Source organism: Streptomyces spiramyceticus, assembly GCF_028807635.1.
Lineage (GTDB): Bacteria > Actinomycetota > Actinomycetes > Streptomycetales > Streptomycetaceae > Streptomyces > Streptomyces spiramyceticus.
In genome coordinates, this window is record NZ_JARBAX010000001.1 from 1,757,177 (window position 1) to 1,783,297 (window position 26,121).

Annotated in this window: 24 protein-coding genes and 3 pseudogenes; 6 read left to right on the forward strand and 21 right to left on the reverse strand. The window is 70.3% G+C overall.

Annotated features, from left to right (window positions below; genetic code table 11):
- Window positions 1-42: 42 nt before the first annotated feature.
- Together PXH83_RS08015 and leuA are read right to left on the reverse strand one after the other, a co-directional pair.
- A complete protein-coding gene (locus PXH83_RS08015; RefSeq protein WP_274558248.1) occupies window positions 43-738 on the reverse strand; it encodes a TerB family tellurite resistance protein in 696 nt (231 codons plus the stop codon).
- A gap of 170 nt (window positions 739-908) precedes the next feature.
- Entirely contained in the window at window positions 909-2,678 is a 1,770-nt protein-coding gene (gene leuA / locus PXH83_RS08020) for a 2-isopropylmalate synthase (protein WP_274558250.1), read from the reverse strand.
- Between the two features lie 327 nt (window positions 2,679-3,005).
- On the opposite strand from leuA, the gene PXH83_RS08025 reads away from it, so the two are divergent.
- From PXH83_RS08025 to PXH83_RS08040, 4 genes are all read left to right on the forward strand, one after another.
- A complete protein-coding gene (locus tag PXH83_RS08025) occupies window positions 3,006-4,073 on the forward strand; it encodes a M4 family metallopeptidase (protein WP_274558253.1) in 1,068 nt (355 codons plus the stop codon).
- A gap of 40 nt (window positions 4,074-4,113) precedes the next feature.
- Complete coding sequence (locus PXH83_RS08030) at window positions 4,114-4,380, forward strand: protealysin inhibitor emfourin (RefSeq protein ID WP_274558255.1); 267 nt, start codon at window positions 4,114-4,116, stop codon at window positions 4,378-4,380.
- Window positions 4,381-4,452: 72 nt separating this feature from the next.
- A complete protein-coding gene (locus tag PXH83_RS08035) occupies window positions 4,453-5,811 on the forward strand; it encodes a GH1 family beta-glucosidase (protein ID WP_274558258.1) in 1,359 nt (452 codons plus the stop codon).
- Window positions 5,808-7,094 (forward strand): MFS transporter, encoded by a 1,287-nt coding sequence (locus PXH83_RS08040; RefSeq protein WP_274558260.1) that lies wholly within the window; start codon window positions 5,808-5,810, stop codon window positions 7,092-7,094. Before PXH83_RS08035 ends, PXH83_RS08040 begins: the two co-directional genes overlap by 4 nt.
- 451 nt (window positions 7,095-7,545) lie before the next feature.
- On the opposite strand, the gene era is transcribed toward PXH83_RS08040, so the two are convergent.
- The 18 genes and pseudogenes from era to hrcA form a co-directional block, all read right to left on the reverse strand.
- On the reverse strand, window positions 7,546-8,496 hold the full coding sequence (gene era, locus PXH83_RS08045; RefSeq protein WP_420803128.1) for a GTPase Era: 951 nt from the start codon (window positions 8,494-8,496) through the stop codon (window positions 7,546-7,548).
- 148 nt (window positions 8,497-8,644) lie between these two features.
- Window positions 8,645-8,995 (reverse strand): cytidine deaminase, encoded by a 351-nt coding sequence (locus PXH83_RS08050; RefSeq protein ID WP_214917598.1) that lies wholly within the window; start codon window positions 8,993-8,995, stop codon window positions 8,645-8,647.
- Window positions 8,996-9,039: 44 nt separating this feature from the next.
- Window positions 9,040-9,353, reverse strand: a pseudogene (locus PXH83_RS08055) (MmyB family transcriptional regulator); the annotation flags it as partial.
- A gap of 113 nt (window positions 9,354-9,466) precedes the next feature.
- Window positions 9,467-9,823, reverse strand: a complete 357-nt coding sequence (locus tag PXH83_RS08060) for an MmcQ/YjbR family DNA-binding protein (RefSeq protein WP_274558265.1) — start codon at window positions 9,821-9,823, stop codon at window positions 9,467-9,469.
- The gene (locus PXH83_RS08065) at window positions 9,820-11,103 is read right to left on the reverse strand and encodes a hemolysin family protein (RefSeq protein ID WP_274558267.1); all 1,284 of its coding nucleotides are present in this window, start codon (window positions 11,101-11,103) and stop codon (window positions 9,820-9,822) included. Before PXH83_RS08065 ends, PXH83_RS08060 begins: the two co-directional genes overlap by 4 nt.
- Window positions 11,100-11,603 carry an rRNA maturation RNase YbeY gene (gene ybeY, locus PXH83_RS08070; RefSeq protein WP_274558270.1) on the reverse strand — a complete coding sequence of 168 codons (504 nt, stop codon included), beginning with the start codon at window positions 11,601-11,603 and terminating at the stop codon, window positions 11,100-11,102. The genes PXH83_RS08065 and ybeY overlap by 4 nt, the downstream gene beginning before the upstream one ends.
- 28 nt (window positions 11,604-11,631) lie before the next feature.
- Complete coding sequence (locus tag PXH83_RS08075; protein ID WP_274558272.1) at window positions 11,632-12,642, reverse strand: PhoH family protein; 1,011 nt, start codon at window positions 12,640-12,642, stop codon at window positions 11,632-11,634.
- A gap of 182 nt (window positions 12,643-12,824) precedes the next feature.
- On the reverse strand, window positions 12,825-13,958 hold the full coding sequence (locus tag PXH83_RS08080) for a carbohydrate kinase family protein (protein WP_274558275.1): 1,134 nt from the start codon (window positions 13,956-13,958) through the stop codon (window positions 12,825-12,827).
- 92 nt (window positions 13,959-14,050) lie between these two features.
- A pseudogene (locus PXH83_RS08085) lies at window positions 14,051-14,374 on the reverse strand (enolase C-terminal domain-like protein); the annotation flags it as partial.
- 4 nt (window positions 14,375-14,378) lie between these two features.
- Window positions 14,379-15,287, reverse strand: coding sequence for a ribonuclease Z (locus tag PXH83_RS08090; protein ID WP_274558277.1), 909 nt, complete (start codon window positions 15,285-15,287; stop codon window positions 14,379-14,381).
- Between the two features lie 9 nt (window positions 15,288-15,296).
- Complete coding sequence (locus tag PXH83_RS08095) at window positions 15,297-15,662, reverse strand: histidine triad nucleotide-binding protein (protein WP_274558279.1); 366 nt, start codon at window positions 15,660-15,662, stop codon at window positions 15,297-15,299.
- Window positions 15,663-15,730: 68 nt separating this feature from the next.
- Window positions 15,731-16,801, reverse strand: a complete 1,071-nt coding sequence (locus PXH83_RS08100) for a tetratricopeptide repeat protein (protein ID WP_274558282.1) — start codon at window positions 16,799-16,801, stop codon at window positions 15,731-15,733.
- Between the two features lie 34 nt (window positions 16,802-16,835).
- A pseudogene (locus tag PXH83_RS08105) lies at window positions 16,836-17,873 on the reverse strand (ATP-binding protein); the annotation flags it as partial.
- 325 nt (window positions 17,874-18,198) lie between these two features.
- Entirely contained in the window at window positions 18,199-18,708 is a 510-nt protein-coding gene (locus tag PXH83_RS08110) for a hypothetical protein (protein WP_274558284.1), read from the reverse strand.
- 96 nt (window positions 18,709-18,804) lie between these two features.
- On the reverse strand, window positions 18,805-19,554 hold the full coding sequence (locus PXH83_RS08115; protein WP_274558286.1) for a 16S rRNA (uracil(1498)-N(3))-methyltransferase: 750 nt from the start codon (window positions 19,552-19,554) through the stop codon (window positions 18,805-18,807).
- A complete protein-coding gene (locus PXH83_RS08120) occupies window positions 19,551-20,624 on the reverse strand; it encodes a nitronate monooxygenase (protein ID WP_274558289.1) in 1,074 nt (357 codons plus the stop codon). Before PXH83_RS08120 ends, PXH83_RS08115 begins: the two co-directional genes overlap by 4 nt.
- Before the next feature lie 66 nt (window positions 20,625-20,690).
- Window positions 20,691-21,824, reverse strand: a complete 1,134-nt coding sequence (gene dnaJ / locus PXH83_RS08125) for a molecular chaperone DnaJ (RefSeq protein ID WP_274558291.1) — start codon at window positions 21,822-21,824, stop codon at window positions 20,691-20,693.
- Complete coding sequence (gene hrcA / locus PXH83_RS08130; protein ID WP_274558293.1) at window positions 21,825-22,841, reverse strand: heat-inducible transcriptional repressor HrcA; 1,017 nt, start codon at window positions 22,839-22,841, stop codon at window positions 21,825-21,827.
- Between the two features lie 185 nt (window positions 22,842-23,026).
- Between hrcA and PXH83_RS08135 the strand changes: the two genes are divergently transcribed.
- Window positions 23,027-23,749 carry an MBL fold metallo-hydrolase gene (locus PXH83_RS08135; RefSeq protein WP_274558295.1) on the forward strand — a complete coding sequence of 241 codons (723 nt, stop codon included), beginning with the start codon at window positions 23,027-23,029 and terminating at the stop codon, window positions 23,747-23,749.
- Between the two features lie 54 nt (window positions 23,750-23,803).
- The gene (locus PXH83_RS08140) at window positions 23,804-24,619 is read left to right on the forward strand and encodes a DUF3097 domain-containing protein (protein WP_274558298.1); all 816 of its coding nucleotides are present in this window, start codon (window positions 23,804-23,806) and stop codon (window positions 24,617-24,619) included.
- A 252-nt stretch (window positions 24,620-24,871) separates the two neighbouring features.
- Here PXH83_RS08140 and hemW read toward each other — a convergent pair whose 3' ends face one another.
- Complete coding sequence (hemW, locus tag PXH83_RS08145; RefSeq protein ID WP_274558299.1) at window positions 24,872-26,104, reverse strand: radical SAM family heme chaperone HemW; 1,233 nt, start codon at window positions 26,102-26,104, stop codon at window positions 24,872-24,874.
- Window positions 26,105-26,121 lie beyond the last annotated feature (17 nt).

Below are 26,121 nucleotides of genomic sequence, written 5' to 3' on the forward strand. Positions count from 1 at the left end.
GCGGCCGGAGGGCCGCCTCGCTCCCCCGGAGCAGGCGCCGGATCAGGACGGCGTACGGGCGGCCGCCAGCAGCCGGGAGGTGTCGTCCGGGCAGATCAGCAGCGCGCCGCCGACGATCGTCAGTACCTCGCGTTCGGCCGGGCTGTACGGGCCGTCCGCGAGGGCGATGGCGGCGCCCTGCAGCAGGATGGATTCCCGGCCTGCGGGGGCGAGGTGCGGCGCGAGTGGTTCGAGCGCTTCGTGCAGCTCGATGGCGAGCGCCGCACCGCAAGGCTCGGCGGTCCCTTCGTACTGCCCGGGAAGGCGCCCGGTGTCGGCTGCGAGGGCCTCGATGAGGGCGGTCAGCTGGCCCTCGGTGCAGTCTTCGAAGCCCGCGGCGCGCACGGCGGCCACCGCGGTGAGTCTGACCGTACGGGAGGACGTGCCGCCCGCGGCGAGGACGGCGAGGGCCACGGTGTGGACGGCGTCGCGGAGCATCGCGGAGAAGCGGACCGTGGTGGGGTGGTCGAGTGCCTCGGTGCCGAAGTGGGTCTGGCAGGCGGCGCATTCGATGACCGGGCCCGCGTAACCGCGCGGCAGCAGTGGGACACCGAGGACGGTGAAGCGCCTGCGTCCTGTCCGGCGGCGGTAATTGCGGTCTCCGCCGCAATCGGGACAGAAGAAGTCACCGTCGCCGACAGTGTTCCAAGCGGTGCGAATGCCCCAAACGCATCGTTTCGGGCCTTGGGCCGGCACCACGTCGCACCTCCGTAACTCCCCCGTACGCTCGCGGCAACGCTGCCGCGTTGACGTGATGTTAGCCACATCAGTGATGCCGCGTCAGCACCCTGTCACGACATGAAGCGGCCCCGCCCACCTCCGCGGGTGAACGGGGCCGGGAAAACCTCAGGTCAGGGCGGAATCCAGCTTTACTGGCGAGCAGCCCTGTTGACCGCGGAGACGACCGCCTTCAGCGACGCACGCGTGGTGTTGGCGTCGATGCCGATGCCCCACAGGACCTTTCCGTCGATCGCGCACTCGATGTACGAGGCGGCCTGCGCGGACGCGCCCTCGCTCATCGTGTGCTCCTGGTAGTCCAGCAGCCTCGCGTCCACGCCCACCGCGCCCAGCGCCTCGAAGAAGGCCGAGATCGGACCGTTGCCGGAGCCGGTCAGCACGGTGTCCGTGCCGTCCACGACCGCCTCGACGGTGAGGGTGTCGGTGCCGTCCTTGTCGGTGGTCGTCTGGCCGGAGCGCAGCTGGATGCGTCCCCATCGAGCCGCAGCGTTCTCCGGGTTGGGCAGGTACTCGTCCTGGAAGACCGACCAGATCGCCTTCGGCGTGACCTCGCCGCCCTCGGCATCCGTCTTGGCCTGGATGATCCGGGAGAACTCGATCTGCATGCGGCGCGGCAGGTCCAGCTTGTGGTCGTTCTTCAGGACGTACGCGATACCGCCCTTGCCGGACTGCGAGTTGACCCGGATGACCGCCTCGTAGGAGCGGCCCACGTCCTTCGGGTCGATCGGCAGGTACGGCACGGCCCACTCGATGTCGTCGACCGTCTTGCCTGCGGCGGCCGCCTGGGCCTCCATGGCGTCGAAGCCCTTCTTGATGGCGTCCTGGTGGGAGCCGGAGAAGGCGGTGTAGACCAGGTCGCCCGCGTAGGGGTGGCGCGGGTGGACCTCCATCTGGTTGCAGTACTCGCTGGTGCGGCGGATGTCGTCGATCTGCGAGAAGTCGATCTGCGGGTCGACGCCCTGGGAGAACAGGTTCATGCCCAGCGTCACCAGGTCGACGTTGCCGGTCCGCTCGCCCTGTCCGAACAGGCAGCCCTCGATGCGGTCGGCGCCCGCCATGATGGCCAGTTCGGCGGCGGCGACGGCGGTGCCGCGGTCGTTGTGCGGGTGCACGGACAGGCACACGTACTCACGGCGCGACAGGTTGCGGGACATCCACTCGAAACGGTCCGCGTGCGTGGACGGCGTCGAACGCTCCACGGTGGCGGGCAGGTTGAGGATGATCTCGCGGCCCTCTTCCGGCTGCCAGACGTCCATGACGCCCTCGCAGACCTCCAGGGCGAAGTCCAGCTCCGTGTCGGTGAAGATCTCCGGGCTGTACTGGTAGCCGAAGATCGTCTCCGGGTCCAGCAGCTTCTCGGCGTACTCCACGACCAGCCGCGTACCGTCCACGGCGATCTGCTTGACCTGCTCCTTCGATCCGCGGAAGACGACCCGGCGGAAGGTGGGGGCGGTGGCGTTGTACAGGTGGACGGTGGCCCGGCGGGCGCCGACCAGCGACTCGACGGTGCGCTCGATCAGCTCCTCGCGCGCCTGCGTCAGGACGGAGATCGTCACGTCCTCGGGGATCGCGCCCTCTTCGATGATGGAGCGTACGAAGTTGAAGTCGGTCTCGCCGGAGGACGGGAAGCCGACCTCGATCTCCTTGTAGCCCATGCGCACGAGCAGGTCGAACATCTCGCGCTTGCGGGCGGGCGACATGGGGTCGATCAGGGCCTGGTTGCCGTCGCGCAGATCGGTGGACAGCCAGCGGGGGGCCTTGGTGATCCGGTTGTCCGGCCAGGTGCGGTCGGCGATGTCGACGGCCTCGTACGGGCCGTACTTGTGGATCGGCATCCCGGACGGCTTCTGCATCTGGGTGGCATTGGTGATCGGCGTCTGACGGCCAACGGTGATGGACATCTGCGTAGGGCTCCTCGGGATCCAGCGGGGAGGGGGTACCCCCTGCGCTCTTCAAGAGCTTGGGGGAGGCCGACTGTGTCGCTGCAGCACCAAATCCCGCGGGGAGGGGGTCGGCCTACAACTACAGGCCCTCGCCGCGGCAGCTAAGGAGAAGCAGCCCGAAACGCATGATGTGCCGCAGCCTAGCCCAGGGACGTCCAGAAATCCGGCCCCGTATCAGTATGCGGGATCACCGGCCATAACGGGCAAAGAGTGACCCTTCACTCGATTGCATCAATCGCGGTCGCAGGTAGTGACAGCGGCATGACCCAGTGCCACATTGCCGCCATGAAGGCCACTCATCCCATCTTCTGCACGATCGTGCCGCCCCACGTCCTCGACAAGCTCGCCCAGGCCGAGGACCCCGCGCTCGCCGGGCCCGCCCGCCGCACCCTCGAAGCGGACGCCGCGCAGCGCACCCACCGCCGGCTGACCACCGTTCTCGGCGCCACCGCCCTCGCCCCGCCCGAAGGCGCTGCGGACGCCGAGAAGGCAGTTCACCGCACCATCTACGACGCCGAGCACCGCAAGGAGCTGCCCGGCACCAAAGTCCGCGGCGAGGGCGACGAGCCGGGCCAGGACTCGACCGTCAACCGCGCGTACGCGGGCCTGGGGGCGACCTTCGAGCTCCTGATGAAGGCCTTCGGGCGCAACTCGATCGACGGCAACGGCCTGCCCCTGATCGCGACCGTCCACTTCGACGAGAAGTACGGGAACGCCTTCTGGGACGGCGATCAGATGGTCTTCGGCGACGGTGACGGCGAGATCTTCCTCGACTTCACCCTCCCCGTGGACGTCCTCGCCCACGAGCTGGCCCACGGCCTGACGCAGTACACGGCCAACTTCACGTACTTCGGCCAGCCGGGCGCACTCAACGAGTCCGTGTCCGACGTCTTCGGTTCCCTCGTCAAGCAGTACGTGAACGACCAGACCGCCGACCGGGCCGACTGGCTGATCGGCGCGGGCCTGCTGGCCGAGCGCGTCACCGGAGTGGCCCTGCGCTCCATGAAGGCGCCCGGAACGGCGTACGACGACGATGTGCTCGGCAAGGACCCGCAGCCGGCGACGATGGACGACTACGTCCGTACGGGCCGGGACAACGGCGGCGTGCACATCAACTCCGGCATCCCCAACCACGCCTTCTACCTGCTCGCCACCGGTCTCGGCGGGAAGGCGTGGGAGCGGCCGGGGCAGATCTGGTACGACACGCTGACCTCGGGCGGGCTCCAGGTCGACGCGAGTTTCACGGACTTCGCCCGCGCCACGGTGGCCGCCGCGCAGGCCCGTTTCGGTGACGGGGAGGAGCAGGAGGCTCTGCTGAAGGCGTGGTCCCAGGTGGGGGTTCCTACCGGCTAGTACCTTTCGGCCCGGCCGTATCCGTATTAGAACGGGACCCATGCGTATTCAGGTAAGGCGCACGGGAGGATTCGCCGGTATCGAGCGCCATGCCGAGGTGGAAACCTCGGGACGGCCCGACGCCCGTGAGTGGCAGGCTCTGGCCGAAGCGGCGGTGGCCGACGGCCGGGGCACGCCGCCCGTCGGCGTGCCGGACGGATTCAGCTACCAGATCACGGTCGACGGGAAGACCGTCTACTGCGCGGACCCACGACTGACCGACGCACAGAGCCGGCTCATCTCGCGGGTCCTGAAAGAGGGCGCGTAGCGGCGACGGTCGGGGCGACAGGACCCGTGCACGCCCATTGACAGGGTTACCGGCGGTACCGAGCATCGCTGCATGACAACGCTGCCGCCTTCGCCGCTGCCCCGTTTCCCCGCCGACTTCCTCTGGGGAGTGTCCACTTCGGCGCAGCAGATCGAGGGCGCCGTCGACGAGGACGGGCGCGGGCGCACGACCTGGGACGCCTTCGCGGCCGAGCCGGGGCGCATCCGGGACGGGTCGGACGCCCTCGTCGCGACCGACCACTATCACCGGTACCCGGAGGACGTGGCGCTGCTCAAGGAGCTCGGAGCCGGGGCGTACCGCTTCTCAGTGGCCTGGGCGCGGGTGTTACCGGAGGGTGCCGGGGCGGTCAACAAGGCGGGCCTCGACTTCTACGACCGGCTCGTCGACGAGCTGTGCGCGGCGGGCGTACGGCCCGTGCCGACCCTCTTCCACTGGGACACCCCGCTGGCGCTGGAGGAACGCGGTGGCTGGCTCCGGCGGGACACGGCCCGGCGGTTCGCGGAGTACGCCGATGTGGTGGCCGCCCGGCTCGGCGACCGCGTGGACCGCTGGATCACACTGAACGAGCCCGCCGAGCTGACCCTGCTGGGGTACGGGCTGGGCGAGCACGCCCCCGGCAAGCGGCTGCTCTTCGACGCGCTGCCCGCCGCCCACCACCAGCTGCTCGGGCACGGTCTCGCCGTACAGGCGCTGCGTGCGAGGGGCGCGGACAGTATCGGGATCGCCAACTCGCACGGGCCGACGTGGGCGGCTTCCGGCTCCGGCCCGGACAAGAGCGCGGCGGACTTCTACGACCTGCTGCTCAACCGGCTCTTCGCCGACCCACTGCTGCTGGGGCGGTATCCGGACGGGATCGCCGAGATGCTGCCGGGCCCTGTGGCGGACGACCTGGACGTCATCTCGCAGCGGCTGGACTGGTACGGGGTCAACTACTACCAGCCGACCCTCGTCGGGGCTCCTGACGGGGACCTGCCGAGCGACTTCGCGGGCATCGAGGTACCGCCGGACATGCCCTTCTCGGTACGGGAGATCGAGGGCTACCCGCGGACCGCCTTCGGCTGGCCGGTGGTCCCCGACGCCCTGACCGAGCTGCTGACGTCCTTCCGCGAGCGGTACGGCGACCGGCTTCCCCCGGTGGTCATCACCGAGAACGGCTGCTCGTACGACGGCCTGGACGACCAGGAGCGGATCACGTACATCGACGGCCATCTGCGGGCGCTGCACCGGGCGATGGAGGCGGGCGTAGACGTACGCGGCTACTTCGTGTGGTCCCTGATGGACAACTTCGAGTGGGCCGAGGGGAACGCCCAGCGCTTCGGCCTCGTGCACATCGACTACGAGACGCTGGCCCGTACCCCGAAGGCGTCGTTCCACTGGCTGCGGGACGCGTTGCGCGGGCAACGGGCGTGACGACGACAGCTTCGGCGGACGAGGGCGCCGAAGCGTCTCCTTCGGCCCCCTCAGCCCTTTCGGCCTTTGCCGAGCCGACCGTCCCGGTCGGGCGCTGCTGGACGGCGTCGCTGTCCCTCGCGAACGGGGCGATCTGGGTCGGCTGGTACGGGCCCCTCCAGATCCTCCTCGCCCTCCAGGCGGCGGAGCTCGCCCCGGCCGGAACCTCGAAGGAGACGGTGCTGGCCTGGGTCACGGGCATGGGGGCGGCCGTTTCGCTGGTCGCCAATCCGGTGTTCGGCGCGCTGTCGGACCGTACGGCTTCACGATTCGGCCGCCGTACGCCGTGGATCGTGGCCGGGGTGCTGGGCGGGGCTGCGGCGCTGGTCCTGCTTTCGGCCGCCCGCAGCGTCGGCGTCATGGCGCTCGGCTGGTGCCTGGTCCAGCTCGCCCTCAACGCCGCCTTCGCCGCCGTCACGGCCGCCGTCCCCGACCGGGTGCCGCACGGGCAGCGCGGCGCGGTCGGAGGGTGGCTGGGGGCGGCGCAGGTCCTCGGCGTGGTGGCCGGGACGGGGCTTGCGACCGTGGCGGGCGGGATTGCGGCGGGGTATGTGGCGTGCGCGGGGTTCACGGTGCTGGGCGTCCTGCCGTACGTACTGCGCCACAGGGATGTGGTCCTCCCGGAACGGCAGCCGTTCGCATGGCGGCCCTTCCTGCGCGGCTTCTGGATCTCGCCGCGCCGCCATCCCGATCTGGGCTGGGCCTGGCTGACCCGCTTCCTGATCAACCTCGGCAACTCGATCGCGCTGCTCTACCTGCTCTACTACCTGCGCGACGAACTGAAGTACGACAACCCGGAGGACGGCGTCCTCGTCCTGACCGCCGTCAACGGGGCGCTGCTGCTGACGACGGTCGTCGTGGGCGGGGTGTGGTCGGACCGTACGGGCCGCCGCAAGCCGTTCGTACTGTGGGCGGGCGTCCTGATGGCGGCCGCCACGGCGATGCTGGCGGGCTGGCAGACGTGGACGGGGGCGCTGGTCGCGGCGGCGCTCCTGGGCGTCGGCTTCGGCGTTTTCACGTCGGTCGACTTCGCGCTGATGACGGACGTACTGCCGGCCGCCGCACACCGCGGCAAGGACCTGGGCGTCATCAACATCGCAAACGCCCTCCCCCAGGTCGCGGCCCCGGCGGTGGCCGCCCCGATCGTCACACACCTGGGCGGCTACACGACGCTGTACCTGGTGGCGGCGGGGGTTGGGCTGGTGGGCGCGGTGCTGGTCGTACGCATCCGGGGCGTGGACTAGGGCGCCCCGGCCTCAGGGACCGGCCTCAGAAGCCGAGCTTGCGCAGCTGCTTCGGGTCCCTCTGCCAGCCCTTCGCGACCTTCACGTGCAGGTCGAGGCTGCATCAATGCGCGGCTGCCGCCGCGTGGCCGGCGTGCCGAGCAGCGCCGCGGCGGCCACCCCCAGACTCAGAAGCCGAGCTTGCGCAGCTGCTTCGGGTCCCTCTGCCAGCCCTTCGCGACCTTCACGTGCAGGTCGAGGCTGCATCAATGCGCGGCTGCCGCCGCGTGGCCGGCGTGCCGAGCAGCGCCGCGGCGGCCACCCCCAGACTCAGAAGCCGAGCTTGCGCAGCTGCTTCGGATCCCTCTGCCAGCCCTTCGCGACCTCCACGTACAAGTCGAGGCCGCATCAATGCGCGGCTGCCGCCGCGTGGCCGGCGTACCGAGCAGCGCCGCGGCGGCCACTCCCAGACTCAGAAGCCGAGCTTGCGCAGCTGCTTCGGATCCCTCTGCCAGTCCTTCGCGACCTTCACGTGCAGGTCCAGGAAGACGGGCGTACCCAGCAGCGCCTCGATGTGCTTGCGCGACTTCATGCCGACTTCCTTCAGGCGGGCGCCCTTCGGGCCGATGATGATGCCCTTCTGGCTGGGGCGCTCGATGTAGACGTTCGCGTGAATGTCGAGCAGTGGCCTGTCGGCCGGGCGGTCCTCGCGGGGCAGCATTTCCTCGACGACGACCGCGATGGAGTGCGGCAGCTCGTCCCGTACGCCTTCGAGCGCGGCCTCGCGGATCAGCTCCGCGACCATCACCATCTCGGGCTCGTCGGTGAGGTCGCCCTCCGGGTAGAGCGGCGGGCTCTCCGGCAGCATCGGGGCGATGAGGTCTGCGAGCAGGGAGACCTGCTTGTCGCCGACGGCCGAGACCGGCACGATCTCGGCCCACTCCATGCCGAGCTCCTTGCCGAGCTGGTCGATGGCGATGAGCTGCTCCGCGAGCTGCTTGGAGTCGACGAGGTCCGTCTTCGTGACGATCGCGATCTTCGGCGTCTTCTTGATGCCGGCAAGTTCCTTGGCGATGAACTTGTCGCCGGGACCGAGCTTCTGGTCGGCGGGCAGGCAGAAGCCGATCACGTCGACCTCGGCCCAGGTGGTGCGCACGACGTCATTGAGCCGCTCGCCGAGCAGGGTGCGCGGCTTGTGGAGGCCCGGGGTGTCGACCAGGATCAGCTGGGCGTCGGGGCGGTGCACGATGCCGCGCACGGTGTGGCGCGTCGTCTGCGGACGGCTGGAGGTGATGGCCACCTTCTGGCCGACCAGAGCATTCGTCAGGGTGGACTTGCCCGCGTTGGGACGACCTACGAAGCAGGCGAAGCCGGCCCGGTGGGGGGCCTCGGAAGACTGGGTGCGAGCGCTCATGCGTGCCATTCTCCCCGATGTACGCCCCCTGCCCGACCAGAGCCGGCCGGGGCTCCGCCCCAGACCCCGCTCCTCAAACGCCGGAGGGGCTGAAATTACGGCAACTTTCAGCCCGTCCGGCGTCCGCCGCAGGCAACCCGCAGCGCACCCGCGCCCGTCAGCCGGCCGTCACCGTCGCCCTGAGCGCACCGTCCGGCCCCGCCACCAGCACCCGCGTCCCCGCCCCGCCCAGGTCCCGTACCGCCGCGCGGTCCTCCTCCGATGCCGTCTCCGCCGCCGTGACCACCGCCGCAGCCTCCAGCGACTGCGCGCCGCTCGCCACGGCCATCGCGACAGCGGTCCGCAGCGCGCTCAGCTTGAGGGTGTCGAGATCCACCGTCCCGGCGACGTACGTCCGGCCGGTCTCGTCCCGTACGGCCGCCCCCTCCGGCACACCGTTACGGGCCCGCGCGCTCCGCGCCAGGGTGATGATCTTGCGGTCCTCGGGATCGAGCTCAGGCGTCGTCATGTGCCCGAGCATAAAGAGCGGCCGCCGGTCAGCCCGCGACCGGGTTACATCGAGCCGCGGCGCCCCTCCGGCGAGGCCAGGCACTCCAGCTCGGCCGCCGTGTCCGCCTCGGCGAGCGGGTGCGCAGCACGATCGCCAGGTCCGGGCGGGCCGGGACGCGCAGCTGTGTCGACTCCACCACCAGGGTGCCGACCACGGGGTGCTCCATCTCCTTGCGGACCTGGCCGCCGGGCGCGACGTCCCGCCGCTCCCAGAGCTCCGTGAACTCCGGCGACAGCTCCTTCGCCTCCTCGACGACCGCCCTGAATCAGTCGTCGTCGAGGCGCTCGGAACAGGCCGCCCTGTACTGGGCGACGACATCCAGGTATCGATCAGCCGCCGCAGCCCGTGGCACATACGGTCCTCGCCGTGGACGCGGCGATCGTGCTGATCGCGGTGGGGCTCCGTAACCGGGGGGCCTGATCGGGTGGTTCAGGGCCGGTCGAGCCGCAGGCGCTCCGCCTTCGGGAGGCCGGCCACCACCAGGTCGTACGAGTCCTCGATCAACTCCCGGACCATGCGGTCCGGGAGCGAGCCGTCGGCGGTGACCGTGTTCCAGTGGCGCTTGTTCATGTGATAGCCGGGGACGATCTCCGGGTGCTCCTCGCGGAGTTGCACCGCGATCTCCGGCTCGCACTTGAGGTTCACGGTCAGAGGCTCGGCGTCCAGCGAGCTCAGCGCGAAGAGCTTCCCGAGGACCTTGAAGACGGACGTCTCGGGGCCGAAGGGGAACTCCTCCGTCGCCGCGTTGAATTCCAGACAGAACGCCCTGAGCTCCTGCGGTGTCATGCTGCTGCCTTCTCCTCCGGCTCCACAAGCACGGTCACGATCTTGTTCCGGCGACCGGCCGGGGACTCCGCGGTGAGGCGCAGAGAGCGCCCGTCGGGGAGGGCCACCGTCGCGGAGGCGCCCGCGATCGGCACGCGGCCGAGCGCCTTGGCGAGCAGGCCGCCGACCGTTTCCACGTCCTCGTCGTCGAACTCGTCGAAGCCGAAGAGCTCGCCGAGGTCCCCGATGTCGAGCCTGGCGGTCACCCGGTAGCAGCCGTCGTCCAGCTCCTCCACGGGCGGCAGTTCACGGTCGTACTCGTCGGTGATCTCGCCGACGATCTCTTCGAGGATGTCCTCGATGGTGACGATGCCCGCCGTGCCGCCGTACTCGTCGATGACGACGGCGACATGGTTGCGCTCCTGCTGCATCTCGCGCAGCAGGTCGCCCGCGTTCTTCGTGTCGGGGACGAAGACGGCGGGGCGCATCGCGGTGGAGACCAGGTCGGACTCCGACTCACGGTTGATGTGGGTCTTCCTGACCAGGTCCTTGAGGTAGACGATGCCGACGATGTCGTCCTCGTTCTCGCCGGTCACCGGGATGCGGGAGAAGCCGGAGCGCAGCGCGAGGGTGAGGGTCTGGCGGATCGTCTTGAAGCGCTCGATGGAGATCAGGTCGGTCCTGGGGACCATGACTTCGCGTACGAGCGTGTCGCCGAGCTCGAAGACGGAGTGCACCATGCGGCGCTCGTCGTCCTCGATCAGGGACTCCTGCTCGGCCAGGTCGACCATCGCCCGCAGCTCGGCCTCACTGGCGAAGGGGCCCTTGCGGAAGCCCTTGCCGGGGGTCATCGCGTTGCCGATGAGGATCAGCAGCTGCGGGATCGGGCCCATCACCCGGGCGAGCGGGAGCAGTACGTACGCGGACGCCGTCGCCGTGTTGATCGGGTGCTGGCGGCCGATGGTGCGCGGCGAGACGCCCACGGCGACGTACGACACGAGGACCATCACCCCAATGGCGACGGTCAGCGCCTCCCACGTCTCGTCGAACTCCTGCAGACAGACGTACGTGACGAGGACGCCGGCGGCCATTTCGCAGGCGACCCGCATCAGCAGGGCGACGTTGAGATAGCGGGTCGGGTCGGAGGCGACCTGGGCCAGCTTGGCGCTGCCGCGCCGGCCGGACCGTACGGCCTCGGCGGCCCGGAAGCTGGAGATTCGGGCGAGGCCCGCCTCCGCGCAGGCGGCCAGCCAGGCGACGACAACCAGCAGGACCGCACCGATGATCAGTTGCGCGGTCATGAAACTGTCGGTGCGGGCGACGGACCTGTGATGCCTTTCTCCGACCTCCAGCCGTCGACGATCGCCGCCTGGAGTCCGAACATCTCGGCCTTCTCGTCCGGCTCCTCGTGGTCGTAACCGAGAAGATGCAGCACGCCATGGACGGTCAGGAGCTGGAGCTCCTCGTCCATGGAGTGCTGCGTCTCGGCGTCCTCACCCTGCTTCTTGGCGACCTCCGGGCAGAGAACGATGTCGCCGAGGAGCCCCTGCGGGGGCTCCGCGGCGTCATCGTCCCGTGACGGCGGACGGAGCTCGTCCATCGGGAAGGACATGACATCGGTCGGACCGGGGAGGTCCATCCACTGCATGTGGAGCTGCTCCATGGCGGCCGTGTCCACGACGATCACCGAGAGTTCGGAGAGCGGGTGGATCCGCATCCGGGTGAGTGCGTAGCGGGCGATGTCGAGGATCGCCTGCTCGTCGACCTCGGTTCCGGATTCGTTGTTGACGTCGATCGACATGGTGCTGGGTTACTCCCGCTTTAAAATGTCACGACCCGTTGCGGTCGTCGTACTGCTGGTACGCGTCGACGATACGGCCGACGAGCTTGTGCCTGACGACATCCTGCGACGTGAGCAAGGAGAAGTGCACGTCCTCGACCTCGTCCAGGATCTCCCGGACCTGGCGCAGACCGCTCTTCGTCCCACCCGGCAGGTCGACTTGGGTCACGTCACCCGTGACGACGATCTTCGAGTCGAAGCCGAGCCTCGTCAGGAACATCTTCATCTGCTCGGCGCTCGTGTTCTGCGCCTCGTCCAGGATGATGAACGCGTCGTTGAGCGTGCGGCCTCGCATGTACGCCAGCGGGGCGACCTCGATCGTGCCCGCGGCCATCAGGCGCGGAATCGAGTCGGGGTCGAGCATGTCGTGCAGTGCGTCGTAGAGCGGGCGCAGATACGGGTCGATCTTCTCGAAGAGCGTGCCGGGCAGGAAGCCGAGCCGCTCACCCGCCTCGACAGCGGGCCTGGTCAGGATGATCCGGTTGACCTGCTTGGACTGCAGGGCCTGGACCGCCTTGGCCATGGCGAGATAGGTCTTGCCCGTACCGGCGGGGCCGATGGCGAAGACGATGGTGTGCTTGTCGATGGCGTCGACGTACCGCTTCTGGTTGAGCGTCTTGGGGCGGATGGTCCGGCCGCGGCTGGACAGGATGTTCTGGGTGAGCACCTCGGCCGGGGTCTCGGTGTCCAGTTCCCCTGCGGTGCCGTTGGCGGTCGCCCTGAGCATGGCGATCGAGCGTTCCACTGCGTCCTCCGTCATCGGCAGTCCGGTGCGGAGCACCAGCATCATCTCGTCGAACAGGCGCTGGATCAGGGCGACATCGGCCGCGTCCCCGATCGCACTGACCTCATTCCCCCGGACATGAATGTCAACGGCCGGGAATGCCTTCTCGATCACGCGCAACAGGGAGTCGCTGGAACCCAGAACCGTCACCATCGGGTGCACAGCAGGAACGGTGAACTGGGCGCGGGCCTGCGGGTGTGTGGGTGTCTCAGTCATGGGCCGGCACTGTGGCCTGCACATACCTCCCGTTGCAGGGTTCTCGCTGATCGACAACCTCTCGAATACCAGCGTACGACGGTGCACTGACAACGCCGAGGGCTTTTCGGGCGCGCTCCCGCACTCGGTACCGAGCGGTTACGCGGGCTGCCGTGCAGGCGGTTTTGCAGCCGGACACCCCCTTAAGCGGGCCTGCGGAAGCCGATCGTCGGCACCGCCCTGCGCAGCGGCCACACCCGGGTGGCCGTCGGCAGCAGCCCGTCCAGGAACGCGTACCTGCGCAGCGCCTCCGGGTTCTGCCCGTCGCACGCCTGCACCTGCTGCCACCAGGCGGCGACCTCGGTCCAGCCGGGCGCCGACAGGGAGCCGCCGAATTCCTGCACCGACAGGGCGGCGGTCAGCCCGGCGAAGGCCAGCCGGTCTGCGAGCGGCCAGCCCGCGAGCGTACCGGTGACGAATCCGGCGACGAAGACGTCGCCGGCGCCGGTCGGGTCCAGTGCCTTGACGGCGATGGCGGGAACCTCCGCCGTCTCCCCGGTCGCCCCGTCCACGGCGTACGCCCCCTCCGCGCCCAGCGTCACGACGGCGACCGGCACCTTCTCAGCCAGGGCGCGGGCGGCGGCGCGCGGGCAGTCGGTGCGGGTGTAGCGCATCGCTTCCTCGGCGTTGGGCAGGAACGCCTCGCAGTGCTCCAGGTCGGCGAGGCCCGACAGCTCCCAGCGGCCCGTTTCGTCCCAGCCCACGTCGGCGAAGATCTTGGCGCCCCGGCGGGCGGCGGAGGCGATCCACTCCTCCGTCCGGCCGGGGGTGAGGGCGGCGATCGCGGCACGTGCGCGGGGCGGGCAGTCGGGGAAGGGCCCGGGCTCGGCGGGCGGCGGGGCCTCGTGGCCGTGGGAGACCATGGTCCGCTCGCCCTCGTACGCCATGGAGACGGTGACCGGCGAGTGCCAGCCGGGGACCGTGCGTGACATCTTCAGGTCGATGCCTTCGCCCTGGGCGAGGGCGTCCCAGCAGTACTCGCCGTAGTGGTCGTCACCGAAGGCCGCCGCCAGGGACGTACGGAGGCCGAGACGGGCCAGTGCGGTGGCCATGTTGGCCACGCCGCCGGGGCTGGATCCCATGCCGCGCGCCCAGGACTCGGTGCCGCGCACCGGGGCGCTGTCCAGGCCGGTGAAGATGATGTCGAGGAAGACCGTGCCGGTCAGGAAGACGTCGCAGCAGGGGTCGTCGGGGGCGCGCAGACCGTCCAGAGGATCGAGGTGCGCGGCCTCGTCGCGCTGTCTGCCATGGTCGGTGCTCGCTGCGTACGTACTCACCGTGCGCTCCCGTGGTGTGGTGCGGATTCAGCCAGTGTGCCCGATACCCATCCACGGGAGCTCGCGGTAATCAGACAGTCGCTTTTCGTGTGTCACCAGCGGGGCAGCGCGGGCGCCGTCCAGTCCCCGTACCCCTCGGCCCGGCGCATCGCGGCGGCGTCGTCGCGGTCGCGCATCGCGCCGTACGCCGCTTCGTCGAGCCGGCGGCGGTGCAGCCGGTCCAGGGCCTCGCGGTCCAGATCGACGCCGAGGCCGGGGGCGTCGGAGACCTCCAGGCTGCCGTCCTCGAAGGTGTGGCGCCGGGTGATGACGTCCTCCGTCTGCCAGGGGTAGTGGCTGTCGCAGGAGTGGTCCAGGTTGGGGACGGTGGCGGCGACCTGGGTCATCGCGGCGAGGCTGATGCCCATGTGGGTGTTGCGTTCAGAGGTGGCGCTTGGGCAGGGGGACCCGCAACAGGTCGGCTGCTACGGTCAGTTCGCCGTCGAAACCGGCCCTGCGGGCCTGCCGTTCGAAGACTTCCGGGTCGTTGTAGCGCTGCGAGAAGTGGGTCAGCACGAGATGCCGTACGCCCGCCTCGCGCGCCACTCGGGCCGCCTGACCCGCCGTCAGGTGGCCGTGGTCGAGTGCCAGCAGCTCGTCCTCGTCGAGGAAGGTCGACTCGATGACGAGCATGTCGCACCCCTCGGCGAGAGCAAACGCCCCGTCACACAGCCGGGTGTCCATCACGAAGGCGAACCGCTGCCCCCGGCGCACCTCGCTGACCTGGTCGAGCGTGACCCCGCCCAGCTCCCCCTCGCGCTGGATGCGGCCGACGTCCGGGCCCTTGATGCCGTGCTCGGCGAGCAGCTGGGGCAGCATCCGGCGCCCGTCCGGCTCGACAAGGCGGTAGCCGTACGACTCGACGGGGTGCGAGAGCCTGCGCGCCTCCAGGACGTACGAAGGCCCGATGGCCACCGGACCGTCGGTGGAGACCGGCACCTGCTCCAGCGGCACCGTCTCGCGGTAGGCCGTGGCGTACCGCAGGCGGTCGAAGAAGCGCTGCCCGCTCGCCGGGTAGTGCGCGGCGACGGGGTGCGGTACCCGGTCGAGGTTGATGCGCTGGATCACGCCGGCGAGGCCGAGCGAGTGGTCGCCGTGGAAGTGCGTGACGCAGATCCGGTTCAGATCGTGCGCGGCGACACCCGCACGCAGCATCTGGCGTTGGGTGCCCTCGCCGGGATCGAAGAGGATGCCCTCGCCGTCCCAGCGCAGGAGGTAGCCGTTGTGATTGCGGTGCCGGGTGGGGACCTGACTGGCGGTGCCGAGGACCACCAGTTCTCGTACAGACACAGAATTACCTTATCCGGGGGGCCAGTTGAGGCCGCGGCCACCGAGGACGTGGGCGTGCGCGTGGAAGACCGTCTGGCCGGCGCCCGTACCCGTGTTGAAGACGACGCGGTAGCCGGTGGCGTCGACCTTGTCGTCGGCGGCGACCTTGCCCGCCTCGACCAGCAGGTCGGCGACGATCTGCGGATCGGCGGCGGCGAGCGCGGCGGCGTCCCTGTGGTGCACCTTGGGGATGACCAGGACGTGCGTAGGAGCCTGGGGGTTGATGTCGCGGAACGCGACGGTCGTCTCCGTCTCACGGACGACGGTCGCCGGCACCTCCCCCGAGACGATCTTGCAGAACAGGCAGTCCGCCTGCGGTTGTCCCGTTGTGGTCATGGTCCTGGCCTCCTGGGATGCGGCTGAATCAGGATGTACCGATCAAGTATGGCCGCATGCTATCCGTCCTACGGCATGCGCCTCTTGAGCATCGACCTGCTGATCCAGTACGCAAGGAACATCAGCCAGATCGTGGGAGTGACCAGCGCCCCCATCGACCACTCCGGCAGCCCCGGCACCGCGGCGAGCACCAGCCCCACCGTGCCCAGCCACCCCACGGCGCCCGCCATCGTCATCACGGGCGGGCAGCGGCGGGCGAGTTGCAGCATCGGGGCGCGCAGCCGCTGGGGGACGCGGCGGCGTATCCACAGGCCCCAGGCGGCCCAGACCGCCACGAACAACGGCAGGCCCACGACCATCCCGTCGGGGCCGCCGGCCTGGGTGACCAGGGCGATGCCGAGGGCCAGTGACCCGATCCAGCGGGCGCTCGCCGCTGTCCGCCAGGCCATGACCTCCAGGTTGTACCGCGCGTCGCGGTCCTCCAGGTCCAGGGTCGCCGCCTCGGCGAAGCCCTCGACCGCCCTGGACCAGGCGCCGCGCCGCCGGAAGCGGTGCTTCAGCTCCAGCAGGGCCAGGTTGTGGCGGGCGGTGGCGTCCTCCGGGTCGAGGCGCAGCGCCGTACGGTACGCCTCCTCCGCGATCTTGTACTGGCGCAGCTCGTGGGCCGTGATGCCGACCAGGCAGTGCGCGAACCCCGTTTCGGGCGCCAGCGACACGGCGTGCCTGGCACAGTCGTACGCCTCCCTGCCGCGCCGCTTGTCGCCCCGGGTGCCGCGCCCGCTGTTGGCCCGGCTCAGCACGGAAGCCAGCGTGGCGTGGCCGCCCCAGTGGCCCGGGTCGAGCCTGATGGCCTCGCGTGCGGAGCGTTCCGCGTCGGCCATCGCGCCGAAGTCGGCGAGCGTGTCGGCCCGTACGATCCAGGAACTCCGGCTCATCGGGTCGCAGCGCAGCGCGTCGTCCACGGCCTGCAGCGCACCGGCCTTGTCGCCGAGGCGGCGCAGGCAGCGGGCGAGGAGGTTCAGCGCCTCGGCGTTGTCGGGGTGGCTCGCGATGTGCGGGCCGAGGAGGGCGGCGCACGGGGCGTACCGGCCCAGGTCGAAGAGCGTTTCGGCCCGCTCAAGGGTGGCTTCGGCATTCATGAGCGTCGCATCGCCGCTCTCTCGAACCAGATGCTCACAGCTTTCGCTTCTTCTTCAAGTAGGCGAGGAGGTCGTCGTACGTACCTCCGTCGTTGGCGAACATGGCGACATTGCGGGCCGACGCGAACCAGGGGTCGGTGGAGGGGCGGATCTGCTTGGCCGCGCTCAGCAGGTCCTTCATGCCGATCATGCGGACCGTGCCGGTGCGGGCCGAGTCGAGCAGCGCGGTCTCGGACGCGGACTCGCAGACGTGCGCGAGGTCGGCGCCGGAGAAGCCGTCGGTCGCCTTGACGAGCTTGCCCAAGTCGACCGACTCGATGGGCCGTTCGCGCAGGTGGTAGCGGAGGATGGCCTCACGGGCGGGCTCGTCGGGCGGCAGGACGAGGAGGGTGCGGTCCAGGCGTCCGGGGCGGCGCAGCGCGATGTCCACGTCCCAGGGGACGTTGGTGGCGGCGAGGACGAAGACGCCCTCGTTCTGGCCGTCCACGCCGTCGAGTTCGACGAGCAACTGGTTGACGGCGTTGCGCAGTCCGCTGTGGTGGGAACGGCTGCGCTTGGCGCCGAGCGCGTCCAGTTCGTCGAGGAAGACGACGCAGGGGGCCTTGCGGCGGGCGGTCTGGAAGACGTCGTGGACGTTCTGCTCGGACTGCCCGATGTACATGTCGAGTACGTCGCTGAGCGAGACGGACATGAACGATGCGCCCAGTTCACCGGCGACGGCGCGGGCGATGAAGGTCTTGCCGCAGCCGGGCGGGCCGTACAGGAGCAGGCCGCCGCGCAGGCTCTTGCCGAAGAGTTTGCGGAGCTCGGGGTTGCGCATGGGGGCGAGGAAGGCGGCTTCGAGCCGGTCCTTGACGTCCTGCATTCCGCCGACGTCGGCGAGCCGGACGGCGCCCGGCGCTTCGATGTCCCAGGCGGAGGCGTCACCGGGGTCGCCCCGCCCGTCGGCGGCGAGCGGCGCTTCGAGCCCGGCGCCGTCGCCACCTTCTGCTGCGACGAAGCGCGGGGGCACGATCCCGCCGACCTCCTGCTCGGCTGCTTGCCAGTCGAAGTCGGGGGTGGGAGGGGGACTTGTCGGGCATGGCGACATGCCTACCTCTGATCTTGGCCAGTGCCCCTGCCTTCAGGCGGGGGGTGTAGGCCATCCTCGAACCCGAGCCGCGAAGCGGCGAGTTTGCACTATGATCTGCCCTGGCATCAGCGATAACCAAGCTGACACCAACCGCAGTACGGCCGCCGGATCGGCGGTTGCAGGACGTGGAGCCTTAGCCGTTGGGCAGGCTGTGAAGCGTCAACCACCCAGCGGGCCGCACTTTGGCCCGACTGGGATTCTGCCCCGTTCACGGGGCAGAGGAGATCAAGAAGCGCCCAACGCCCGCTGCCCACCGGCCCGTCGGTCACTTGCCGGGCGGACCGGCGGTGACGGTGGTTGTCACGGTGACGGTCACGGTCGGGCGGTCCGGGGAGCTGGTGGTCGGCGACGCGGCGTTGCAGTTGCCGAGGACGTCGGCCTGGAAGACGGTCCTGCCCGCCACCTTGGCGGTCAGGTCACCGCGCACGCACCGCCCGTCCCGCTCGTCGGTCACCTTCCCGTCGATGCGGATGTCCTTGCCGTCCTTTGTCTCGCCCTCGCAGGTGACGGTCGCGAAGTCGGTAGCGGAGGGCGTCGACTTGGCTGTGCCCTTGCCGCGCTCCTCACCGACCGTCGACGTGCAGCTCATCCACTGCACGTCGACGCCGGCGCGCTCCAGGGCACGCGTGCCGGTCTGGTCGGTGGTCATGGCCACGGCCACCGAACTCAGCCCGTCGGCTCCTGGTTCGCAGGCCGAGACGCCGACGGCTGACGCAGCGGCGATGCCGAGTGCTGCGAGGGTGCGCCGGTTCCGGAGTCGCGTCAGTGCCTGCATGGGCGGCAGCCTGCCACCGGGCCCCGGGCCGGAACAGACGACTTGCGGCCACGTTGGGGTGCAGGAACCCCACGGGCCGAAGCTGCCGTAAAGAGGTCAGGACCAGCGGCCCGTGCGCCCCAGCAGCAGCGCCGCCGCCGCCGTCCCCGCAGTCGACGTACGCAGCACCGTGCTCCCCAGCCGGTACGGCCTCGCCCCCGCCTCCGCGAACACCGCCAACTCCTCCGGAGACACGCCTCCTTCGGGCCCGACGACCAGCACGATCGACCCCTCTGCGGGCAGCGGCACAGTGGCCAGCGCCCCGCTGTCGCAGTCCCGGTCCTCATGAAGCACGGCCGCGAAATCCGCAGTGGCGAGAAGTGCGCCAACCTGCTTCGTGCTCATCGCGTCCGCGACCTCCGGAAACCGCACCCGGCGCGACTGCTTGCCCGCCTCGCGCGCCGTCGCACGCCACTTGGCGAGCGACTTGAGGCCCCGGTCGCCCCGCCACTGCGTGATGCAGCGCGACGCCTGCCACGGCACGATCGCGTCGACGCCGGTCTCCGTCATGGTCTCGACGGCGACTTCGCCCCTGTCGCCCTTCGGGAGGGCCTGGACGACGGTGATACGGGGGGTGGGTTCGGGCTCCTCGGAGATTGCGTCCATCTGGACCACCAGGCGGTCCTTGCCCTCCGTCTCCCGTACGACACAGTCCGCCCAGCGCCCGAGACCGTCCGTCAGCACGACGGCCTCGCCCGCGTGCAGCCGCTTCACGGATACGGCGTGCCGCCCCTCCGGGCCGTCCAGCACGAACCGTCCCCCCGGCCCGGCCGCCAGCTTGTCGACCATGAAAACCGGCGCCGTCATGATCCTGCTCCCAGTGCCAGCGTGGCCCGCGCGGCGTCGATTTCGGCGGCCAGGACCTCGACCAGCTGCCCGGCGGGCATCTCGCGCGCCAGCCGGTGCCCCTGGCCCGCCCACAGCGCCATGCCCTGCGCGTCGCCCGACTTGGCGGCGGCCTTGCGCAGGCCGGCGGTGATGTGGTGCACCTGGGGGTAGGCGGCGGGGGCATACGGGCCGTGCTCGCGCATGAAGCGGTTGACGAGGCCTCGGGCGGGGCGGCCGGAGAAGGCCCGGGTGAGCTCCGTACGTACGAACAGCGGGTTCGTCATGGCCTGCTTGTGCAGTGCGTTCGCGCCCGACTCGGGACAGACCAGGAACGACGTACCGAGCTGCGCCGCCTCGGCGCCCAGCGCCAGTACCGCCGCGATCTGCGCGCCGCGCATCAGGCCGCCCGCCGCGACGATCGGCAGCTGTACGGTCTCGCGGACCTGCGTGACGAGGGCCAGCAGGCCGATGCCGCTGCCGTCGCTCTTGGGGTCGTCGCGGTGCGTGCCCTGGTGGCCGCCCGCCTCGATGCCCTGTACGCACACGGCGTCGGCGCCGCTCCACTGCGCGGCCTGGGCCTCCTCGGGCGAGGTGACCGTCACGATCGTGACAGTGCCGGCTTTCGCGAAGGCGTCCAGGACGGAGCGAGTGGGGCAGCCGAAGGTGAAGGAGACGACGGGGACGGGGTCGTCGATGAGGATGGCCAGCTTGGCCTCGTAGCCGTCGTCGGCGCCGTTGTCCGGCTCACCGAGGGGAGTCTGGTACCAGTCGGCCTCGCCGGCGAGCTGGTGCCGGTAGACCTCGATGGAGGCGGGGTCGGCGTTGCCGGGCTGCGGCATGAAGAGATTGACGCCGAAGGGACGGCTCGTCAGCCCCCGCAGCTGCTTGATCTCCTCGTACATGCCGTCCGCGGTTTTGTACCCGGCGGCAAGAAAGCCGAGACCACCGGCCTCGGAGACGGCGGCAACGAGCTGCGGACAGGAGGCACCGCCCGCCATGGGGGCCTGCACGATCGGATAACGGCAGAGATCGGTCAGTGCGGAGGACATGAACGCATAGTTTCATGCCCTCCGCACTGCGCCGAATCCAGCCTTCCGCACGGGAGGGCGGCGGGCTCAGCGCCCGTTGAAGGCGTCCTTCAGGCGCGAGAACAGACCCTGCTGTCCCGGCTGGAACTGACCCGTGGGCCGTTCCTCCCCGCGCAGCTTCGCGAGCTGGCGCAGCAGGTCCTCCTGCTGCGGGTCCATCTTCGACGGGGTCAGCACCTCGACGTGCACGATCAGGTCGCCGCGGCCGCCGCCCCGCAGGTGCGTGATGCCGCGCCCGTGCAGCGGGATCGACTGGCCGGACTGCGTGCCCGGTCGTACGTCGATCTCCTCCACCCCGTCGAGCGTCTCCAGCGGGCATTTCGTGCCCAGCGCCGCCGCCGTCATGGGGATCGTCACTGTGCAGTGCAGATCGTCGCCGCGCCGCTGGAACACCGCGTGCGGCAGCTCGTGGATCTCGACGTACAGGTCACCGGCGGGGCCGCCGCCCGGGCCGACCTCGCCCTCGCCCGCGAGCTGGATCCGTGTGCCGTTGTCGACACCGGCGGGGATCTTGACCGTGAGCGTGCGACGCGACCGTACGCGGCCGTCGCCGGCGCACTCCGGGCACGGGGTCGGCACGACCGTGCCGAAGCCCTGGCACTGGGGGCAGGGCCGCGAGGTCATGACCTGGCCCAGGAAGGACCGGGTGACCTGCGAGACCTCGCCGCGACCGCGGCACATGTCGCAGGTCTGGGCCGAGGTACCCGGCGCCGCGCCCTCACCGGAACAGGTCGTACACACCACAGCGGTGTCGACCTGGATGTCCTTCGTCGTGCCGAAGGCCGCCTCGTTGAGGTCGATCTCCAGCCGGATCATCGCGTCCTGGCCGCGCCGCGTACGCGACCTCGGCCCACGCTGGGACGCCGTACCGAAGAAGGCGTCCATGATGTCCGAGAAGTTCCCGAAGCCGCCCTGGCCGAAGCCGCCGGCTCCGGCGCCCGCCTGCGAGAGGGGGTCGCCGCCGAGGTCGTAGACCTGCTTCTTCTGCGGGTCCGACAACACCTCGTACGCGGCGTTGATCTCCTTGAAGCGCTCTTGCGTCTTGGGATCGGGATTCACGTCCGGGTGGAGCTCACGCGCCAACCGCCGGAATGCCTTCTTGATCTCGTCCTGAGAAGCGTCGCGGCGCACGCCGAGTACGGCGTAGTAGTCCGTGGCCACTTACGACTCCGCCAGGATCTGTCCGACGTAACGTGCCACTGCGCGTACCGCTCCCATCGTTCCGGGGTAGTCCATGCGGGTCGGTCCGACCACGCCGAGTTTCGCGACTGCTTCGTCGCCCGAACCGTAGCCGACTGCGACGACGGACGTGGAGCTCAGCCCTTCATGGGCGTTCTCGTGCCCGATTCGTACGGTCATGCCCGAGTCCTTGGCCTCACCGAGCAGCTTGAGGAGCACGACCTGCTCCTCCAGCGCCTCCAGCACCGGCCGGATGGTGAGGGGAAAATCATGCCCGAAGCGAGTGAGATTGGCGGTGCCGCCGATCATCAGCCGCTCCTCGGTCTCCTCGACCAGGGTCTCCATGAGGGAGGCGAGCACCGTCGTGACGGTTGCCCTGTCCTCCGTCTCGAAGGATTCGGGGAGGTCCTGCACCAGTTGCGGTACGTCCGCGAAGCGGCGGCCCACGACCCGGCTGTTGAGCCGCGCCCGAAGGTCCGCGAGGGACGTCTCGCCGAACGGCGCCGGGCAGTCGATCATGCGCTGCTCGACCCGGCCGGTGTCCGTGATGAGTACGAGCATCACCCGGGCAGGAGCGAGCGAAAGCAGCTCCACGTGCCGCACCGTCGACCGCGTGAGCGACGGGTACTGCACGACGGCGACCTGCCGGGTCAGCTGCGCGAGCAGCCGGACCGTACGGGCCACGACGTCGTCGAGGTCGACCGCTCCGTCCATGAAGTTCTGGATGGGGCGGCGCTCGGGCGACGACAGGGGCTTGACGCCCGCGAGCCTGTCGACGAACAGGCGGTAGCCCTTGTCCGTCGGGATGCGCCCGGCGCTCGTATGCGGCTGGGCGATGAAGCCTTCGTCCTCCAGGGCCGCCATGTCGTTGCGGACGGTGGCCGGGGAGACGCCGAGCTTGTGCCGCTCTGTGAGCGCCTTGGAGCCGACGGGCTCCTCGGTGCCCACGTAGTCCTGGACGATGGCGCGAAGCACCTCGAGTCTGCGTTCGCTGAGCATCGCGCACACCTCCAGCTGTTGTTCGTCGGTGCCGGCTTTGGCACTCGCCTCGTGGGAGTGCCAGCAAACCCCCGGCCCAGTGTACGGCGGGGAGGTGGGCCCCTAGCAAGGGCGGCCGGTCACGTTATGGCGCGACGGCGCTGTTCAGCGGGCGAGGGGCCCTGGGTTGGGTCTAGCGTCGCGGTATGGACGTCAGTTGGGAAGAGGCAGGCTGGGAGCGGCTCGCCCCGGGGGTCGGCCGGCGGCGTTTGCCCGTGTGGGACGCGACGACCGGCCTCGTCGCCGGGTCCGGCGGAGCCCTTCTGATCGACACGGGTTCGACGCTTCGCGAGGGCGCGGAACTGCGCGGTGAGGCAGAGCGGCTGCTGGGCCGGAGAGTGACGCATATCGCCCTCACCCACCCCCACTTCGATCATGTGCTGGGGACGGCGGCGTTCGCGGGGACCGAGGTGTACGGGGCGGTCGGTGTCGACGAGGTGCTGAGGCGGAGCCGGGACGAGCTGCGGCACGACGCGATGCGGCACGGCGTCGACCGGGTGGCGGCCGCGGAGGCCGTGGACGTACTGGTCGTGCCGCACCACAAGGTCTCCGGCGAGTGGACGCTGGACCTCGGCGGCGGCCGCCAGGTGCTGTTGGCGAACGTCGGCCCCGGCCACAGCGGCCACGACCTGGTGGTCCTGGTGCCGGGCACCCCCGAGGTCGTCTTCTGCGGCGACCTGGTGGAGGAGTCGGGCACCCCGCAGGCGGGCCCGGACGCGCACCCGTCGAGCTGGCCGGGGGCACTGGACCGCCTGCTGTCGCTGGGCGGCGAGGACGCGGTGTACGTACCGGGGCACGGGGCGGTGGTGGACGCGGCGTATGTCCGCGCGCAGCGGGACGAGTTGGCGGCGCGCTTCGGCGTCTCGTGAGACGGACGGTGAGACGGACGGTACGGGACTGTCGTCGGCACTATCGTCGGCCGAATGCGCAGCAGACAGTACGGGCCCGATCTGACGCCCCCCTGGAAGAAGACCGCCGCCGCTCCTGAGGTCCCCGCCGAACCGGATCTGGTCGTGGAGGAGGTCACGACAGGCTTCTGCGGTGCGGTGATCCGCTGCGAGGCGGGGACGGTGACCCTGGAGGACCGCTTCGGCAAGCACCGGGTGTTCCTGCTGACCCCGCGCGGCTTCCTGCTGGAGGGCAGGGTCGTCACGCTGGTACGCCCCACTGCGCCCCCCGCGCGGACCGCGACGCGCACGGCGTCGGGCTCGCTCGCCGTACCGGGGGCGAGGGCGAGGGTCGCGCGCGCCGGCCGCATCTACGTCGAAGGGCGCCACGACGCGGAGCTGGTGGAGCGCGTCTGGGGCGACGACCTCCGCATCGAGGGCGTGGTCGTCGAGTACCTGGAGGGCATCGACGACCTCCCCGCGATCGTCGCGGACTTCGCCCCGGCCGCGGAGGCCCGCCTGGGCATCCTGGTCGACCACCTGGTCCCGGGCTCGAAGGAGTCCCGCATCGCGGCACAGGTGACGGGCGCGGACGTCCTGGTGGTCGGCCACCCCTATATCGACGTCTGGGAGGCGGTGAAACCGTCGTCGGTGGGAATCCCCGGGTGGCCGAAGGTCCCGCACGGCGAGGACTGGAAGACGGGGGTGTGCCGGGCGCTGGGCTGGCCGGAGAACACGGGGGCGGCGTGGCAGCGGATCCTGTCGCGGGTCCGCTCGTACAAGGACGTGGAGCCGGCGCTGCTGGGCCGAGTGGAAGAGCTGATCGACTTCGTAACGGCCCCCGGCACCTGACCCTGGGGCCAGGGCAGTCTCTTCCCCCACCCCGCCCCTTGCCGCTGTGACACTTTGCGGCTGCCGCCGCGTGGTGGCTCCGCCCCAGGACATGCCCGAAGGGCGTCCGGGGGTCTGGGGGCTTGCCCCCAGTTTCGGGAAGAATGGGGTCTCCCCTGCTCGAACGAAGTTGAGAGCTTGGGGAAGGGTAGGGGAACTGCGCCGCAGGCAACCCGCACGGCACAGCGCCCCGCACCCCTCAGCCACTCGGCCTCAATCCACCAGGTCCCGAACCACCGCATCCGCCAACAGCCGCCCCCGCAGCGTCAGCACCGCCCGCCCCGCCGCGTAAGGAGCACTCGCCATGAGCCCGTCCCTTACCGCGCGCTCCGCCGCGCCCCGCCCCGCAGGGGCCAGCAAGGACAGCGGGCAGCCGTCGCGGAGCCGCAGCTCCAGCAGGATGCGCTCCACGCGCCGATCCTCCGCAGCGAGCACCTCCCGCCCCGCGCCCGGCGACCGCCCCTCCCCCAGCGCCTGCGCGTACGCACCGGGGTGCTTGACGTTCCACCACCGCACCCCGCCCACATGGCTGTGGGCGCCAGGGCCCGCGCCCCACCAGTCCGCCCCGCGCCAGTACAGCTCGTTGTGCAGGCACCGCGCAGCGTCCGAGGTGGCCCAGTTCGACACCTCGTACCACTCAAAACCAGCCCCGGACAGCGCGGACTCCGTCATCAGGTACCGATCGGCGTGTACGTCGTCGTCCGTCATCGGCACCTCGCCCCGCCGGATCCGCCGCGCCAGCTGCGTCCCCTCCTCCACGATCAGCGCGTACGCACTGACGTGGTCGGGACCGGCCCCGATCGCCGCGTCCAGCGACGCCTGCCAGTCCGCGTCGCTCTCGCCCGGCGTGCCGTAGATCAGGTCAAGATTCACGTACTCGAAGCCAGCCGCCCGCGCCTCCGCGACGCACGCCTCCGGCCGGCCCGGCGTATGCGTACGGTCCAGAATCTTCAGGACGTGCTGCTTCGCGCTCTGCATCCCGAACGAGACCCGGTTGAAGCCACCGGCCCTCAGCTCCGCCAGATACGCCGGATTGACCGACTCCGGATTCGCCTCCGTGGTGATCTCCGCGTCCTCGGCCAGCCCGAACTCGTCCCGGATCGCCCCCAGCATCCGTACGAGATCGCCCGCAGCGAGCAGCGTCGGCGTACCGCCGCCCACGAACACGGTCCGTACCGGACGGGGGTCGTCGCCCAGTACCTTGCGGGCCAGCCGCACCTCCTCCACCAGCGTGTCGGCGTAGTTGTCGCGCGAGGCCAGCGCACCGCCCGAGCCACGCAGTTCGGTCGCTGTGTAGGTGTTGAAGTCGCAGTAACCGCAGCGCGTCGCGCAGTACGGAACGTGCAGGTAGAAGCCGAGCGGTCGCTCCCCCGCACCGGTCAGGGCGTGCGGCGGAAGCGCCCCGTCTTCGGGCATGGGCTCACCATCGGGCAGTACGGAAGGCATACCCCTATTGTCACAGC

Excerpts from the sequence above, each read along its gene's own strand:
- leuA (WP_274558250.1), bottom strand. The coding sequence starts at position 2,678 with ATGTCCATCACCGTTGGCCGTCAGACGCCGATCACCAATGCCACCCAG.
- PXH83_RS08025 (WP_274558253.1), top strand. The coding sequence starts at position 3,006 with ATGAAGGCCACTCATCCCATCTTCTGCACGATCGTGCCGCCCCACGTC.
- PXH83_RS08030 (WP_274558255.1), top strand. The coding sequence starts at position 4,114 with ATGCGTATTCAGGTAAGGCGCACGGGAGGATTCGCCGGTATCGAGCGC.
- PXH83_RS08035 (WP_274558258.1), top strand. The coding sequence starts at position 4,453 with ATGACAACGCTGCCGCCTTCGCCGCTGCCCCGTTTCCCCGCCGACTTC.
- era (WP_420803128.1), bottom strand. The coding sequence starts at position 8,496 with ATGGCACGCATGAGCGCTCGCACCCAGTCTTCCGAGGCCCCCCACCGG.
- PXH83_RS08050 (WP_214917598.1), bottom strand. The coding sequence starts at position 8,995 with ATGACGACGCCTGAGCTCGATCCCGAGGACCGCAAGATCATCACCCTG.
- PXH83_RS08060 (WP_274558265.1), bottom strand. The coding sequence starts at position 9,823 with ATGACACCGCAGGAGCTCAGGGCGTTCTGTCTGGAATTCAACGCGGCG.
- PXH83_RS08065 (WP_274558267.1), bottom strand. The coding sequence starts at position 11,103 with ATGACCGCGCAACTGATCATCGGTGCGGTCCTGCTGGTTGTCGTCGCC.
- ybeY (WP_274558270.1), bottom strand. The coding sequence starts at position 11,603 with ATGTCGATCGACGTCAACAACGAATCCGGAACCGAGGTCGACGAGCAG.
- PXH83_RS08075 (WP_274558272.1), bottom strand. The coding sequence starts at position 12,642 with ATGACTGAGACACCCACACACCCGCAGGCCCGCGCCCAGTTCACCGTT.
- PXH83_RS08095 (WP_274558279.1), bottom strand. The coding sequence starts at position 15,662 with ATGACCACAACGGGACAACCGCAGGCGGACTGCCTGTTCTGCAAGATC.
- PXH83_RS08100 (WP_274558282.1), bottom strand. The coding sequence starts at position 16,801 with ATGAATGCCGAAGCCACCCTTGAGCGGGCCGAAACGCTCTTCGACCTG.
- PXH83_RS08110 (WP_274558284.1), bottom strand. The coding sequence starts at position 18,708 with ATGCAGGCACTGACGCGACTCCGGAACCGGCGCACCCTCGCAGCACTC.
- PXH83_RS08115 (WP_274558286.1), bottom strand. The coding sequence starts at position 19,554 with ATGACGGCGCCGGTTTTCATGGTCGACAAGCTGGCGGCCGGGCCGGGG.
- PXH83_RS08120 (WP_274558289.1), bottom strand. The coding sequence starts at position 20,624 with ATGTCCTCCGCACTGACCGATCTCTGCCGTTATCCGATCGTGCAGGCC.
- hrcA (WP_274558293.1), bottom strand. The coding sequence starts at position 22,841 with ATGCTCAGCGAACGCAGACTCGAGGTGCTTCGCGCCATCGTCCAGGAC.
- PXH83_RS08135 (WP_274558295.1), top strand. The coding sequence starts at position 23,027 with ATGGACGTCAGTTGGGAAGAGGCAGGCTGGGAGCGGCTCGCCCCGGGG.
- PXH83_RS08140 (WP_274558298.1), top strand. The coding sequence starts at position 23,804 with ATGCGCAGCAGACAGTACGGGCCCGATCTGACGCCCCCCTGGAAGAAG.
- hemW (WP_274558299.1), bottom strand. The coding sequence starts at position 26,104 with ATGCCTTCCGTACTGCCCGATGGTGAGCCCATGCCCGAAGACGGGGCG.